This window comes from Rhodococcus sp. KRD197 (assembly GCF_017168235.1).
In the GTDB taxonomy this organism is placed as follows: domain Bacteria; phylum Actinomycetota; class Actinomycetes; order Mycobacteriales; family Mycobacteriaceae; genus Rhodococcoides.
In genome coordinates this window covers 69,165-82,919 of record NZ_JABFAO010000072.1, presented here as the reverse complement: position 1 = coordinate 82,919, position 13,755 = coordinate 69,165, and the positions used below count along the sequence as shown (strand labels likewise).

The 13,755-nt window shown below is 64.3% G+C and carries 15 protein-coding genes; 10 read left to right on the top strand and 5 right to left on the bottom strand.

The genetic code is table 11. The features are described from left to right. Nucleotides 1–144: 144 nt before the first annotated feature. From J1M86_RS24800 to J1M86_RS24780, 5 genes are all read left to right on the top strand, one after another. A complete protein-coding gene (locus J1M86_RS24800) occupies nucleotides 145–1,308 on the top strand; it encodes a DNA cytosine methyltransferase (protein ID WP_206511782.1) in 1,164 nt (387 codons plus the stop codon). After that, nucleotides 1,305–2,132, top strand: a complete 828-nt coding sequence (locus J1M86_RS24795) for a hypothetical protein (RefSeq protein WP_206511761.1) — start codon at nucleotides 1,305–1,307, stop codon at nucleotides 2,130–2,132. Before J1M86_RS24800 ends, J1M86_RS24795 begins: the two co-directional genes overlap by 4 nt. Nucleotides 2,133–2,142: 10 nt before the next feature. Further along, nucleotides 2,143–2,547, top strand: coding sequence for a very short patch repair endonuclease (locus tag J1M86_RS24790; protein ID WP_075838587.1), 405 nt, complete (start codon nucleotides 2,143–2,145; stop codon nucleotides 2,545–2,547). A gap of 74 nt (nucleotides 2,548–2,621) precedes the next feature. Further along, complete coding sequence (locus J1M86_RS24785) at nucleotides 2,622–2,846, top strand: hypothetical protein (protein ID WP_075838620.1); 225 nt, start codon at nucleotides 2,622–2,624, stop codon at nucleotides 2,844–2,846. Between the two features lie 10 nt (nucleotides 2,847–2,856). Further along, nucleotides 2,857–3,345, top strand: a complete 489-nt coding sequence (locus J1M86_RS24780; protein WP_206511760.1) for a GAF domain-containing protein — start codon at nucleotides 2,857–2,859, stop codon at nucleotides 3,343–3,345. 7 nt (nucleotides 3,346–3,352) lie between these two features. On the opposite strand, the gene J1M86_RS24775 is transcribed toward J1M86_RS24780, so the two are convergent. From J1M86_RS24775 to J1M86_RS24765, 3 genes are read right to left on the bottom strand one after another with little or no spacing between them, the layout of a single operon-like run. After that, nucleotides 3,353–5,014 (bottom strand): dihydroxyacetone kinase family protein, encoded by a 1,662-nt coding sequence (locus J1M86_RS24775; RefSeq protein ID WP_206511759.1) that lies wholly within the window; start codon nucleotides 5,012–5,014, stop codon nucleotides 3,353–3,355. A 29-nt stretch (nucleotides 5,015–5,043) separates the two neighbouring features. Continuing rightward, nucleotides 5,044–5,688: a 3-oxoacid CoA-transferase subunit B gene (locus tag J1M86_RS24770; protein WP_206511758.1), complete on the bottom strand. Its 645-nt coding sequence runs from the start codon at nucleotides 5,686–5,688 to the stop codon at nucleotides 5,044–5,046. Continuing rightward, nucleotides 5,685–6,446, bottom strand: coding sequence for a CoA transferase subunit A (locus J1M86_RS24765; RefSeq protein WP_206511757.1), 762 nt, complete (start codon nucleotides 6,444–6,446; stop codon nucleotides 5,685–5,687). The genes J1M86_RS24770 and J1M86_RS24765 overlap by 4 nt, the downstream gene beginning before the upstream one ends. Nucleotides 6,447–6,628: 182 nt before the next feature. Here J1M86_RS24765 and J1M86_RS24760 point away from each other — a divergent pair, with 182 nt between their 5' ends. Then, entirely contained in the window at nucleotides 6,629–7,411 is a 783-nt protein-coding gene (locus J1M86_RS24760) for an IclR family transcriptional regulator (RefSeq protein ID WP_206511756.1), read from the top strand. An 18-nt stretch (nucleotides 7,412–7,429) separates the two neighbouring features. On the opposite strand, the gene J1M86_RS24755 is transcribed toward J1M86_RS24760, so the two are convergent. Both J1M86_RS24755 and J1M86_RS24750 read right to left on the bottom strand, forming a co-directional pair. Next, a complete protein-coding gene (locus J1M86_RS24755; RefSeq protein WP_075838618.1) occupies nucleotides 7,430–7,975 on the bottom strand; it encodes a gamma carbonic anhydrase family protein in 546 nt (181 codons plus the stop codon). A gap of 74 nt (nucleotides 7,976–8,049) precedes the next feature. Continuing rightward, the gene (locus J1M86_RS24750) at nucleotides 8,050–8,535 is read right to left on the bottom strand and encodes an Lrp/AsnC family transcriptional regulator (protein WP_075838582.1); all 486 of its coding nucleotides are present in this window, start codon (nucleotides 8,533–8,535) and stop codon (nucleotides 8,050–8,052) included. Between the two features lie 159 nt (nucleotides 8,536–8,694). Between J1M86_RS24750 and J1M86_RS24745 the strand changes: the two genes are divergently transcribed. Genes J1M86_RS24745 through lpdA form a run of 4 tightly spaced genes read left to right on the top strand, consistent with a single transcriptional unit; the run spans nucleotide 8,695 to nucleotide 13,440 of the window. Beyond that, nucleotides 8,695–9,810: a thiamine pyrophosphate-dependent enzyme gene (locus J1M86_RS24745; RefSeq protein WP_206511755.1), complete on the top strand. Its 1,116-nt coding sequence runs from the start codon at nucleotides 8,695–8,697 to the stop codon at nucleotides 9,808–9,810. Further along, nucleotides 9,807–10,811: an alpha-ketoacid dehydrogenase subunit beta gene (locus J1M86_RS24740; RefSeq protein WP_206511754.1), complete on the top strand. Its 1,005-nt coding sequence runs from the start codon at nucleotides 9,807–9,809 to the stop codon at nucleotides 10,809–10,811. Before J1M86_RS24745 ends, J1M86_RS24740 begins: the two co-directional genes overlap by 4 nt. Beyond that, a complete protein-coding gene (locus J1M86_RS24735; protein ID WP_206511753.1) occupies nucleotides 10,808–12,076 on the top strand; it encodes a dihydrolipoamide acetyltransferase family protein in 1,269 nt (422 codons plus the stop codon). The genes J1M86_RS24740 and J1M86_RS24735 overlap by 4 nt, the downstream gene beginning before the upstream one ends. Continuing rightward, nucleotides 12,073–13,440, top strand: coding sequence for a dihydrolipoyl dehydrogenase (gene lpdA / locus J1M86_RS24730; RefSeq protein WP_206511752.1), 1,368 nt, complete (start codon nucleotides 12,073–12,075; stop codon nucleotides 13,438–13,440). Before J1M86_RS24735 ends, lpdA begins: the two co-directional genes overlap by 4 nt. Nucleotides 13,441–13,755 lie beyond the last annotated feature (315 nt).

Below are 13,755 nucleotides of genomic sequence, written 5' to 3'. Positions count from 1 at the left end.
CGAATTCCATGATGGAACCTCGAGCATTGTTCAGGTCAAGCGTGTCGATCGGCTCGGTGAGCGAACCTGTCGGAGTTCTCGAGTAACGTTCTGCCCGAGAGTGAAAAGTTCTTGGAAAGAAGGGTGTCCGTGGGTTCGCGATCGATGGTCGGGCTGTTCGCCGGAATCGGCGGGCTCGAGTTGGGGCTCGCGGAGCAGGGTTGGTCGACGGAACTGCTGTGCGAGATCGACCCGGGTGCCGGTGCGGTGCTCGGTGCCCGCTTCCCTGATGTGCCGTTGCACACCGATGTCACGAAGCTGCGCGCCTTGCCGTCGGGAACCGAGCTCGTCGCCGCCGGTTTTCCGTGCCAAGACCTCTCGCAGGCCGGGCGAACTGCAGGCATCACCGGTACCAGGTCGGGCTTGGTCGACGAGGTGTTCCGGCTGGTCAAACGCCGCAACGGGCCGCGTTGGCTGCTGATCGAAAATGTGCCGTTCATGCTGCAGCTCGGTCGCGGCGCGGCCATGCGGCACATCACCGACGCGCTGTCCGATCTCGGCTACATGTGGGCTTACCGCGTCGTCGATGCTCGGTCTTTCGGGCTGCCGCAGCGCCGTCAACGGGTCATCATGTTGGCCTCCCGGACCGAGGATCCACGGGAGGTGCTGTTCTCTCAGGATGAGGGCCCGGTGCCCGACGGCGACCCGTCCGAGCAGCCGTGTGGCTTCTACTGGACCGAGGGCACGCGCGGGCTCGGCTGGGCCGTCAATGCTGTACCGACACTCAAGGGCGGGTCGTCGATCGGCATTGCCAGTCCCCCGGCTGTGCGGTTGCCCTCCGGTGAGATCGTGACGCCGGGCATCGTCGGTGCGGAGCGGTTGCAGGGTTTCGATCCGGATTGGACAGCGCCCGCGCTGGCGCTGCCCGGTGTCCGGGCGGGACATCGGTGGAAACTCGTCGGCAATGCCGTGAGCGTGCGGATGGCGTCCTGGGTGGCCTCGCAGATCGAGCGCCCACAGCACTACGACGCACACGAGGATGAGGAGATTCTGCCGGGGCAAGCGTGGCCGACCGCCGCGTGGGGCGCGCGCGGCTCGGTGTTTCGGGTCCATCGCTCGACGTGGCCGGTGCACGAGCCGTACGAGAACCTGAGCGATTTCCTCGACGACTCGCGGTTGCTGTCCGCGCGCGCGACCGCCGGCTTCCTCAAGCGGGCCCGGACGGGCAACCTGCGTTTCGTGCCGGGATTCCTCGACGACATCGAGACGCATCTGGACCGCATGGGCGGGCACCCCAGCCCGAGTTCTGGAACAGCCCCGGCCGCATGACCGAGCATCTGTTTCCCGACCCGCCTGCGCTCGCGCGTCCGCTGGCGCTGGCCGGCGACAAACCTGCGCCCGACGCCGATCGCAGCGACAAGAAGAATTATGCGCAGCGACTGTCGAATCATCTGGCGCAAACTGTCGCCGACGCGCTGCGGCCGCACTACCCGAACATCACTCCCGACGCGACGGGCGCCGGGCAGGAAGCGCAGGTCGACGTCGCGAAGGGGCGCAAACGTCTCGATGTCAAAGCGCTCGACCCGACGCTGGGTCTGATTCTGTGCGTGTCGATCAAGACGTACAGTTTCCGGGATTTCAGTCCTCGGTCCGGCAAGTTCGGTCGCTGGACCAAGAACATCGTCCGCAATGATCACGAACTGCGCGGTGAAGCGATGGTGCTGCACCAGCGTCAGCCGTACAGCGTGCTGGTGGCTGTCCTGTTCACCCCGTTCGCCACCTGCGAGGACGGGGATGCCGCAAAGGCGAGCGATATCGGTAAGTCGTCGTTCGCACATCACGTCACGACTCTGTCGAAACGGTCCGGACGCGGTAAGCGGGCGGTGCTCGGCGGGAGCGGCAGGATGTGGGTGGACCTCGGCGCCGAGGACACCCGCTACGACCTGTTCGAGAAAGTGTTCATCGGGTTGTACGACACCGATGGTGCAGTGCGTTTCTTCGACGTCGACGAGTCGCCTCCCCGCAACGGCCGTCCGTCGGTTTCGCAGACGTTGTCGTTCGAGGAGTTCGTTGCCGTTGTCCACGGTGAGGTCACCCGTCGCAACAAGTTCGCTCCCACCTGGTCCGAGCCCGAGGACAGCGAGGACGGGTAGCTTCGCTGTTATGTCCAGGCCGCTTACCGATGCTGCCACCAGCGCGCGGCTGAGCAAGCAGCGCAGGCGCGATACCAAGCCGGAGGTGGCGCTGCGACGTGAGCTGCACCGCCGCGGCCTGCGATATTTCGTCGATCGGGCCCCGCTGAAGGGCATGCGGCGGCGGGCGGACGTGGTGTTCCCGCGACGCAAGGTCGCCGTCTACGTCGACGGGTGTTTCTGGCACAGCTGCCCGATTCACGCTACGCAGCCGCGCAACAACGCACAGTGGTGGGCGGACAAGCTGTCGGCCAACGTGGCACGAGACCGCAACACCGACGAACGCCTCGAAGCCGAGGGCTGGACGGTGGTGCGTGTGTGGGAACACGAGCCCGCCGCCGATGCAGCAGAAAAAGTTGCGCAGGCGCTGGGTTGAAGCGAACGACACATCCGAATCAGTCAGTGCGGTTCGGATCCGAGAACCACTGGTCACCGAGTAGTTTGCTGGGTATGTCGGGAAAAGATCGAACAGTGGGCTTTCTGAAGACGAACTGGGTACCGATCCTGCTGGTGCTCCTCGCGGCGGTGTTCATCGCGCAGAACAGGTACAGCACGACGATCGAGATGTTCTGGTTGACGGTCACATCACCACTGTGGCTGATTCTGCTGGTGCTGTTCGCGGTCGGTTTTGCGGCCGGGCGGCTCAGTGGCCGAAGGAAAGCAGCAAAGAAATAGACTCGGCCACATGTCGTTCTCTGCCGCTGCTCTCGAAGGCATCAAGACCGAGCAGTACACGCAGCTGACCCAGCAGGCGAGCGCGCTCGTCGCCGGTGAGTCGGATCGAATCGCCAACGCCGCGAACATCTCCGCCCTGGTCTACCACGCTCTTGCCGAGGTCAACTGGGTTGGTTTCTACTTTTTCGACGGCACCGAGTTGGTGGTCGGACCGTTCCAGGGTCGGCCGGCGTGTGTGCGTATCGCGTTGGACAAGGGTGTGTGTGGCGCCGCTGCGAAAACAGGTGAAACGCAGCGAGTGCCCGATGTGCACGCTTTTGCCGGGCACATCGCGTGCGACGCGGCCACCCGCTCGGAGCTGGTGGTTCCGCTCTACGACGGGCAAAGATTGATCGGGGTGTTCGACCTCGACAGCCCCGCCGTCGATCGGTTCGACGCGGACGATCAGACCGGGCTCGAAGCTGTAGCCCGCGTCTTCGTGGATTCGGTTCGCGCGTAGCGCGGGGTCAGTGCGCGTCTGAGGCGGCCTCGAAGAACCAGGCGATCACCAGCGCACCCGGATCGACGACGCCTTTCGCCGCGTCGCCGACGTAGGACGCGCGTCCTCTATTGGCGGTGAGATGCTCGGTCGAGCGGACACCCTCGTGCGCGGCGGCCGCGGCGGCCCGCAGACCCTCGCCGAGATCGGCTGCACCTTCGAGTGCCTCAACGGCCGGGGCGATGGCGTCGACCATGGTCTTGTCGCCGGTGCGCGCCCCGCCGAGTTCGGTGATCTTGTCCAGGCCGCCGCGGGCAGCAGCGGTGATGTTCTCGAGGTCGACCGTGGTGAGCGAGTTGTAGAACTGCCGGAACCATATCCCGAACAGAGCTCCCGAGGTGCCGCCTGCGTTCCCCAAGTACGAATCGGACACGGCCTCGAAGATTGTCCGCGCAGAGTAGCTGTCGCGGATCGCGGCCAAGTCGACCTGCCCCAGCGCGGCAACCATATTGGTACCGAAGTCACCGTCACCGGCACGCCGGTCCAGATCGGTCAGCGACGGCTCTTCTGCCAGCACCCGCTCGACCCAGCTCGCCATCCATGCGGAGATGAACTCGTCTCGGACACTGTCGGTTTCGGTCGGGGAGAAACTGGGGCCGAAGCCGCCCCGTTCCGGGAGGATCGAATCATTGCCGGCACTGACATTCGGCCATGCCGGCGCGTCGGTCGGGGCGTCGAAAAGTTCGAGGATCTCGTCGTCCACGCGAACGAGCGTGATCGACGCACCGCCCATGTTCAGCGCTGTGACGAGACTACCCACCAGTGGCCTGGCGATCAGAATTCCTTTGTCGGACAGGAACTCTGCCAGTTCACCGTAGAGAAGCTGCAGCTCCATCGGGTGCGTGGCACCGAGTCCGTTGACGAAAGCAATGACGGATTCGCCCCGTTCGAGTCCGAGCGAATCGATCACCGGCTGAGTCAGCGCTGCGACGAGGTCCTGAGCGGGCATCGCCGGCACCCGCTCGGTTCCGCGCTCCCCGTGAATACCGATGCCGAGTTCGATCTCACCCTCTGGGAGGTCGAACGACGGCTCGCTCGCACCGGGCAGCGTGCACGGACTGACTGCCACAGCCATACTCCGCGAATTCTCCGCCACTCTTCGGCCCACCGAGGCAACCGCACCGAGCGTGTCACCGCGTTCGGCTGCAGCACCACAGATCTTTTCGACGATGACGGTCGCTGCTGTTCCGCGCCGACCGGGTCCGTCGCCATCGGCTCGTTCGGATGCGACATCGTCGTCTACGAGGACATGATCGGATTCGATGTCGTACTCGTGCAACAGCTCTCGCGCGATGGAGAAGTTCATGACATCGCCGGTGTAGTTCTTGACGATGTGCAACACACCGCCGCCGACGCTGACGGCCCTGGAAGCCTCGTGCACCTGTAGCGCGTTCGGCGAAGTGAACACCAGTCCCGGGCAGACACCGGTGAGCATTCCTGCGCCGATGAATCCGGCATGCATCGGCTCGTGACCCGACCCACCGCCCGAGAGCAGAGCCACTCGCCCCGACGTGAGCGGCTCCTTTCGCGTCAGGAAACCGGGATCGGCGTGCCAGGCGATGTCCGTGGTGGATGCGACGAGACCGCGGAGTGCGTCCGCGACGAATGTGGTGGCGGAGTTGACGAACATCTCTCCACCCTAACCAGAGTGCGCTCGATTCAGGCGAGTGGAACTGAAGTTGCGGCCTCTACCTGCTCGCGGGTGACGCCGGGTGCGAGTTCGACCAGCGCCAGAGTTCCGTCGCCCACCACATCGATGACCGCTAGGTTCGTGATGATTCGGTTCACGACGCCTTGGCCGGTCAACGGCAGTGTGCAGGCGTCGAGGATTTTCGGATTGCCCTCGCGGTCGGTGTGTTCCATGACGACGATGACTCGGCGGGCGCCGTGCACGAGATCCATTGCGCCGCCCATGCCCTTGACCATCTTGCCCGGCACCATCCAGTTGGCCAGATCGCCGGTGCGCGAGACCTGCATGCCGCCGAGCACAGCTGTGTCGATGTGTCCGCCGCGGATCATCCCGAACGAGAGCGAGGAATCGAAGTACGACGCCCCGGATTCGACGGTGACGGTTTCCTTGCCCGCGTTGATGAGGTTGGCGTCGATGGTCGCCTCTGTCGGGTACGGCCCGGTGCCGAGAATGCCGTTCTCGGAGTGGAGAACCACTCGCACCTCGGCTGTCAGGTATCCGGGAATCATTGTGGGCAAGCCGATTCCGAGGTTGACGTACTCGCCGTCGATCATCTCGGCGGCGGCCCGCTCGGCCATGTTCTCACGGGTCCACCCTGCTACTGCCGTGCTCATGCTCGTCCTCCTGCATTGACGGTGCGCTTTTCGATTCGCGTGTTCTGCGGTCCGGTGCACACGATCCGCTGCACGAAAACCCCTGGCAAATGCACTGCTCCCGGATCGATCTCACCGGGTTCGACGAGCCGCTCCACCTGCGCGAGAGTCACTTTCCCTGCCATCGCTGCCAACGGATTGAAGTTCATTGCGGTCTTGTCGAACACCAGGTTGCCTTCGGTATCGCCGAGCGCGGCGTGCACCAGCGCGAAGTCCGCATTGATCGCCTCCTCCAACACGTACCGCCGAGCTCCGAAGACCCGGGTTTCTTTCGGCGGCGACGCGATGGCAATGGTTCCGTCTGGGTTGTAGCGCCAAGGCATACCACCGTCAGCGATGGGGCTGCCGACACCCGCGGGAGTGAAGAACGCGGGAATTCCGGTACCGCCGGCGCGCAGACGCTCGGCGAGAGTGCCCTGCGGGGTGAGTTCGACCTCGAGTTCACCGGCCAAGTACTGCCGGGCGAATTCCTTGTTCTCCCCCACGTACGAGGCCGTGACCCGTCGAATGCGACCGATCGAGAGCAGAATCCCGAGTCCGTGGTCGTCGACGCCGCAGTTGTTTGAAAACACCTCCAGATCGGTGGCCTCCGTGTCCGCGATGGCCTCGATCAAGGCGTCGGGAATCCCGCACAGGCCGAAACCGCCGACTGCCACGCTCGCGCCGTCACCGATGTCCGCCACGGCTGAAGCCGCTGACTCGTACACCTTCCCTGCCACTGAAGTCTCCTCCTCTGTCCACGCTGCCTGTCCGCACAGCGAACGCGCTGCACCATTGCACTCAGTAGACGCTGAACTCCCGATTGCAGGAAGGGGATACCGAGAATCGACCCGGAAGTGGTCGCGTGGCGAACCATCGAACTTGATGCGTTCACTGAGTGAACGCTTGCTACAGTCAGGCCGTGCCCCCACACGGACCGCCGAATGTCCCCCCGAACGTCATAGCCCGCACCGCTGCGCTTCTCCGTGCCGTCGGTGCGGCCGAGCCTGAGGGCGGATCCACCACAGAGTTGGCCCGTGCCACCATGCTGGCTCGCCCGACGGCACACCGACTCCTGTCATCTCTGGCGGACGAGGGGTTTCTCGACCGAGATGCCGCGAGCGGCAGGTGGACGCTCGGACCGGAGATGTACCTGCTCGGATCGGCCGCCGCGGGCCGCTACGACATCACCGACCAGGCGCGACGCGTCGTACACACTCTTGCCGCGGTCAGCGGTGAGAGTGCATTCTTGTCCGCACGCCGCGGCGACGAGACAGTCTGTCTGCTTCGCGAAGACGGGAGATTCCCGCTGCGCTCTCATGTCCTGTACGAGGGCATCAGATTTCCGCTCGGTGTGGCGTCGGCGGGCATGGTGATACTTGCGCATCTCCCCGACCGCGAGATCGTCGACTATCTGCAGAGAACCGACCTGCAGCCCGAATGGGGACCGGAGCATTCGCCGGAGGCGTTGACGAGACGAATCGATGCGACCCGCCAAACCGGATATGCCGTCAATCCGGCGCTGCTGGTCGAAGGCAGCTGGGGAATCGGCGCGGCGGTTTTCGATCGCACCGGCAAGCCCGCGTGGGCATTGAGCCTGACGGGCGTCGAGACGCGTTTTCGACCGGAACGCCACCACGAACTCGGCACCCTGTTGCTCGAACAAGCACACATCTTGACCGGCCTACTGCGACCCGAACGCTGAACACGCCCGAAACAGCCCCTACTGCACGGGCTTCGCGGATCGGTGCTGCTTCAGCAATTCTCGGTACACCGCAGCGTTGAGCCCGTTGTGCCCCACCTCGTCCTCGGTGAGTTCGCGACGAATCTTGGCCGGCACACCCGCAACCAGCGATCGCGGCGGAACCTGCATGCCTTCGAGGACGAGAGCGCCTGCTGCGACCAAGCTGCCTTCACCGATGACAGCGCCGTTCATGACGATCGCGCCCATGCCGACGAGGCTGCCGTCGCCGATCGTGCACCCGTGCAGGACCGCATTGTGTCCGACACTGACGTTCTTGCCGACCGTCAACGGGAACCCCGGGTCGACGTGCGCGGCCACACCGTCCTGAAGATTGCTGCCCTCGCCGATCGTGATGTCCTCGAACTCGGCTCGCAGTACAGCGCCGTACCAGATTCCTGATGACGCCTCGACGCTTACACGACCCACTACTGTCGCGGTAGGAGCAACCCATGCCTCCGGGTCGACCGTCGGGGATCCTCCTTCGAGTGCCCAGAGCGGTCCTGCGGTCGTCCGATCATCTGTCATAAGTTGCTTCCCTTCATAGGCAGAGCACTCTGCAATCGCTAGAAACTGCGCAGACGACGACACTACCGACCCGGCTACCGACCGGTCTGAGGTATCGGTTCGCTCAACCCGCCCCGCGCCTCGTCGAAGATCAGCCACGTTCGGGTCGAGCGCACCCCGTCCAGTGCCTGGAGTCCTTCGAGGACCACGTGCCGCAGCGTTTCGTTGTCCGGGGTGCGCACAAGGACGAGCACGTCGAAGTCTCCGCCGAGCAGACTGAAGTGGTCCACGAACGGCATCGACCGCAAGCGGTCCGACACCGAACGCCACGAATCCTGCCTGATGGACATGGCGATGAAGGCCGACGTACCGAGGCCGGCCACCGCGTGATCGACCTGCACCGTGAAACGTTCGATGACTCCCGAATCCTTCAGGCGGTCCACCCTCGTATACGTATGCGCGCGAGAGAGATTGAGCCGTTCGGCCAGCACTCGCATCGAGACCCGTCCATCGCCCGACAACTCGTCGAGAATTCGGCGATCCACGTCGTCGAGTTCGACTCGACTCTTCACGTCGTCCATACGTCCGCTCCCACGTGCTCATTCCGGCATTGCACCAGACGATTGTCATCAGTGCCGACCCAATCTCGACCATACGTCTGCAATGCTACGGCGTATCGACTCATCGATCTCCAACTGCGCCAGAATCGCTGTACAAAGTCGATACCAGGAGAGTGTTCTATGACGACTGTCGAGACGAACGCGGCCGCGTCGTACCAGCGGTTCATGCCTGCCGAGCACCCGGTGCAGTATCTGGCGCCCGACGGCACCGGCGTCGAGAGCGCGGCACGATACGCACGCGCGTCAGATGATCGATTGCTCGAGATGTACCGCGCTATGGTGCACGGCCGTCGATTTGATCAGCAGGCAACCGCGCTGACCAAGCAGGGAAGGCTGGCGGTCTATCCGTCTGCGCGCGGGCAGGAGGCGTGCCAGATCGCGGCTGCGCTGTGCCTGGGCGAGCAGGATTGGATGTTCCCGACGTACCGCGACTCGATGACCCTCGCGGCACGAGGTGTGAACCAGGTCGAACTGCTCGGAATGCTCGCCGGCTACTGGCACTGCGGGTACGACCCGAAGCAGTATCGAATTGCGCCTCAATGCACCCCGCTCGCAACGCAACTGCTGCACGCCACCGGATTCGCATACGCCGAAGCGAAGCAGGGGCGCGACACCATCTCACTGGCTTTCTGCGGCGACGGCGCAACGAGTGAGGGCGACTTCCACGAAGCTCTCAACTTTGCTGCCGTCTTCCGTGCTCCAGTGATATTTCTGGTGCAGAACAACGGGTTTGCGATCAGCGTTCCGCTGGCTCGGCAGAGCGCCGCGCCGTCCCTGGCACACAAGGGCGTCGGTTACGGAATCGGCAGCGAACAGGTGGACGGGAACGATCCGATCGCGATGATGTCCGTCATGGACGAGGCCGTGAACTACGTTCGCGCGGGCCGGGGTCCGGTGGTGGTCGAAGCACACACCTACCGCATGGACGCACATACCAACGCCGACGACGCCACCAGATACCGCAAGGCCGACGAGGTCGAAGGATGGCTTGCCCGCGATCCGCTCTCTCGCCTCGATTCCTACCTCGACGCCAGGGGCGTTCTCACCGACGACCTCCGCGAGCAGATGACCACCTCTGCCGATGCCGACGCGGCGGCGCTTCGTGCCGGAATGAACGTCGAGCAACAAGTCGATCCCGAGGATCTCTTCCGGTTCGTCTACTCCGCCCCCACCCCCAACTTGATCGACCAACGGACTCAGGTTGCCGCCGAAATCGCAGCAGGAGAACTGTCATGACCTCGATGACCATGGCCGGAGCGCTCAACGCCGCACTGCGCGACGCCTTGACCGAGGACGAGAAGGTCGTCGTGTTCGGCGAGGATGTCGGAACACTCGGTGGCGTCTTCCGCGTCACCGACGGGTTGACACGCGACTTCGGCGACGGCCGATGCTTCGACACCCCGCTCGCCGAGTCCGGCATCGTGGGCTTTGCGATCGGAATGGCGATGTCGGGGTACAAGCCGGTCGTCGAGATGCAGTTCGACGCCTTCGCCTACCCTGCTTTCGAGCAGATCGTCTCGCACGTAGCCAAGTTGCGGAACCGCACCCGTGGATCATTGACGGCTCCGATGGTGATCCGAATTCCGTTCGCGGGTGGCATCGGTGGCGTCGAGCATCACTGCGACTCCTCCGAGGCGTACTACGCGCACACCCCCGGACTAAAGGTCGTATCCCCGTCCACCGTCGCCGACGCCTACTCGCTGATGCGTGACGCCATCGCAGATCCCGATCCAGTGATCTTCCTCGAACCGAAGCGGTTGTACTTCTCCAAGGACGATATCGAGCTGACCAAAACCGAGCCGATCGGTACCGCTGTCGTTCGTCGCCCCGGCACCGATGTGACGATCCTCGCCTACGGGCCTACCGTCTCGGTTGCGTTGCAGGCAGCGGAGTTCGCGGCCGAGGACGGACGGGACGCCGAGGTCGTCGACCTTCGATCGCTCAGTCCGTTCGACGACGCCACCGTTGCCGCTTCGGTGCGCAAGACCGGCCGGTGCGTCGTGGTTCAGGAAGCCCAGAGTTTCGCGGGAGTAGGTGCCGAAATCGCAGCACGGGTGCAGGAGCGGTGCTTCCATCACCTGCATGCACCGGTTCTACGGGTAGGCGGGTTGGACATCCCCTATCCCGCACCGAAACTCGAACACTTCCACCTTCCGTCTGCTGATCGAGTCCTCGACGCCATCGAGCGCCTGCAGTGGAACGACACCCCTGACCTCAGCAAGGCGGTATCGGTATGACCGAGCAGGTCTTCATGCTTCCCGACCTCGGCGAGGGCCTTACCGACGCCGTCGTCGTCGAATGGAAGGTCAAGGCGGGCGATACCGTCACGATCGATCAGGTCGTCGTCGAGGTAGAGACAGCCAAGGCGTCGGTCGAGGTTCCCTGCCCGTTCGAGGGTGTCGTCGGTGGACTGCATGCCGCCGAGGGCACGTCTCTCGCTGTGGGTACGCCGCTGATCAGCATCACCGGTGCCGCGATCACCCCGGCAATGCACGAGCAGCACCGCGAAGAGGAACGCGCCGGCTCGGGAAATGTACTGATTGGCTACGGAACCGGCCACGGGCCCGCAGGAAAGCGTCGGCGCCGCGCACACGCATCCGAGGCGGGTCCGCCGCAGGTGAGCGGAAACTCGACCCAGGCTACGACTTTCCGCTCACAAGCACCGAAGGTGCTCTCCCCCATCGTCCGGAGCATGGCGCTGCAGGGCGGGCTCGATCTGGCCAACATCGAGACCGCAGGCACACACGGCATCATCACCCGAGCCGACGTCGAACGCGCCCTCGCTACCCCCGCGCACACTGATGCCGGAATCACCCGCATTCCCATCACCGGCATTCGCAAGGTCATCGCCGAGAAGCTGACTCGGAGCCGAACCGAGATCCCCGAGGCGACCGTTTGGGTCGACGTCGACGCGACGGCTCTGCTGCAGGCCCGACGCGACCTCGACGCCTCCATCGACGGGGTTAAGGTGACGCTGCTGGCGGTTCTCGCCAAACTCACCTTGATCGCGCTGGCCAAGTTCCCCGAGCTCAACAGCACGGTCGATACCGCCGCGAGCGAAATTCTTCGCTATGAGAACGTCGGACTCGGCATCGCCGCACAGACAGACCGTGGTCTGATGGTTCCCGTCATCCCCCAGGCCGACAAGGCCGATCTGCGCGAACTCGCCGAACGGCTGACGGAAGCCACGGATCTCGCAAGGACCGGCTCACTTCCACCGGCGAGACTGACCGGTGGCACCTTTACCCTCAACAACTACGGCGTGTTCGGGGTCGACGGTTCCGCCGCGATCATCAATCACCCCGAGGCCGCGATCCTGGGTATCGGACGCATCATCGACCGCCCCTGGGTCGTCGACGGCCAACTCGTGGTTCGGAAAGTCGCCCAGCTCGCGCTCGCCTTCGATCACCGCGTGTGCGACGGCGGAGTGGCGGGCGGGTTCCTTCGCACCGTCGCCGACTACATCGAAAACCCCGTTCTCGCGCTGGGCGGCGTCCGATGAGCGATGTCGACATCGTCGTTCTCGGAGGCGGCTCGGGCGGCTACTCGTGTGCGCTGCGGGCCGAACAGCTCGGCTTGTCGGTAGCACTGATCGAGGAGGACAAACTCGGCGGAACGTGCCTGCACCGCGGGTGCATACCGACCAAGGCCCTGCTGCACACCGCCGAGGTGGCCGACGCGGTGCGCGGTTCGGCGCATGTCGGCGTCACGGCATCGTTGACGGGTGTGGATATGCCTGCGGCACTGGCCTACCAGCGCAGCGTGGTCGCTGGCCTGTACGCCGGACTACAGGGCCTACTGACGCGTCCGGGCATCGAGATCGTCTCCGGCCGTGGCCAGGTGGTCGGTCCTCGCACCGTCGAAGTGGAGGGTCGACGTATCACCGGGTCCTCGCTGGTTCTCGCCACCGGGTCTTATTCGCGCACCGTGCCGGGAATCGAACTCGGGCCGCGTGTGCTCACCAGTGACAGCGCACTTTCGCTGGATCGGGTGCCGGAGTCGGTCGTCGTGCTCGGCGGCGGTGTGATCGGCATCGAATTCGCCAGCATCTGGGCATCGTTCGGCGCCAAGGTCACCGTCGTCGAGGCACTCGATCGCATCGTTCCCGGTGAAGACGAATGGGCCTCGAAGCAACTCACCAAGGCATTACGCAAGCGCAGCATCGACATTCGTACCGGCAACAAGGTCGAGACCGTCACCGAATCCCCCGACGACGTTTCGGTGGCATTGTCATCCGGAGACACCCTCACTGCCGATCTCGTCCTGGTGTCCGTTGGCCGTGGACCCCGCACCGACGGTCTGGGTCTGGTCGAGCAGGGCATCGCCACCAAACGGGGCTTCGTCACTGTGGACGAGAATCTGCTCACCACCGCGGACGGCGTCTATGCCGTCGGCGACATCGTGGCTGGATATCAGCTGGCGCATCGTGGTTTTCAGCATGGCATATTTGTCGCCGAACACATCGCGGGGCTGAAGCCAGCCAGGATCGACGGCGATGTCGTTCCGCGAGTCACGTATTCGCATCCCGAGGTCGCGTCAGTGGGACTCACAGAGAAGGCAGCGGAGGAGAAGTACGGCACCGTCACGTCCGTGGTCTACGACCTCGGCGGCAATGGCAAGAGCCGAATCCTCTCCACCGCGGGCGGAGTCAAGGTGATTCGCGCACGTGAGGACGGCCCGGTCGTCGGCGTCCATCTTGTCGGCGACCGGGTGGGTGAATTGATCGGCGAGGCGCAACTCGCGGTCGCATGGGAAGCATTGCCGTCGGAGGTCGGCAGCTTCGTGCACGCTCACCCCACGCAGAACGAGGCACTCGGTGAGGCGATGATGGCGCTGTCGGGACGGCCGTTGCATACGCACGGATAACTCGAGCTCGAGCGACTGGTCAGCTGCCTACATGCTCTCGATCTTCTCGAACGGGTACGCATCGACCATTGCGATAGGCAGAACAGAACATAGAATGCCAGGACGACCAGCTCCCGCGTACTTCGCTCTCGTCGGAGGTCCCAAGAAATCCAGACACCAGGGACGGCAGCTATTGGGCTGCAGAATGCTTCAGTGCCCACGTCGAACAGTCGAGATAGTGCTGACGCGCGCTGGGGTTGGCGGCGCCCACCCCAGGCTGCTTTCTATCCCTCTTCACTGTAGCTGCGTGATAGGGGCTTGCGGCAAGACCCCCTA

What these genes read in the sequence shown, in the direction of transcription:
- J1M86_RS24770 (WP_206511758.1), bottom strand. Translation starts at nt 5,688, where the DNA reads ATGAGCACGGCAGTAGCAGGGTGGACCCGTGAGAACATGGCCGAGCGG.
- J1M86_RS24785 (WP_075838620.1), top strand. Translation starts at nt 2,622, where the DNA reads ATGTCGGGAAAAGATCGAACAGTGGGCTTTCTGAAGACGAACTGGGTA.
- lpdA (WP_206511752.1), top strand. Translation starts at nt 12,073, where the DNA reads ATGAGCGATGTCGACATCGTCGTTCTCGGAGGCGGCTCGGGCGGCTAC.
- J1M86_RS24750 (WP_075838582.1), bottom strand. Translation starts at nt 8,535, where the DNA reads ATGGACGACGTGAAGAGTCGAGTCGAACTCGACGACGTGGATCGCCGA.
- J1M86_RS24755 (WP_075838618.1), bottom strand. Translation starts at nt 7,975, where the DNA reads ATGACAGATGATCGGACGACCGCAGGACCGCTCTGGGCACTCGAAGGA.
- J1M86_RS24795 (WP_206511761.1), top strand. Translation starts at nt 1,305, where the DNA reads ATGACCGAGCATCTGTTTCCCGACCCGCCTGCGCTCGCGCGTCCGCTG.
- J1M86_RS24740 (WP_206511754.1), top strand. Translation starts at nt 9,807, where the DNA reads ATGACCTCGATGACCATGGCCGGAGCGCTCAACGCCGCACTGCGCGAC.
- J1M86_RS24790 (WP_075838587.1), top strand. Translation starts at nt 2,143, where the DNA reads ATGTCCAGGCCGCTTACCGATGCTGCCACCAGCGCGCGGCTGAGCAAG.
- J1M86_RS24775 (WP_206511759.1), bottom strand. Translation starts at nt 5,014, where the DNA reads ATGTTCGTCAACTCCGCCACCACATTCGTCGCGGACGCACTCCGCGGT.
- J1M86_RS24780 (WP_206511760.1), top strand. Translation starts at nt 2,857, where the DNA reads ATGTCGTTCTCTGCCGCTGCTCTCGAAGGCATCAAGACCGAGCAGTAC.
- J1M86_RS24800 (WP_206511782.1), top strand. Translation starts at nt 145, where the DNA reads ATGGTCGGGCTGTTCGCCGGAATCGGCGGGCTCGAGTTGGGGCTCGCG.
- J1M86_RS24735 (WP_206511753.1), top strand. Translation starts at nt 10,808, where the DNA reads ATGACCGAGCAGGTCTTCATGCTTCCCGACCTCGGCGAGGGCCTTACC.
- J1M86_RS24745 (WP_206511755.1), top strand. Translation starts at nt 8,695, where the DNA reads ATGACGACTGTCGAGACGAACGCGGCCGCGTCGTACCAGCGGTTCATG.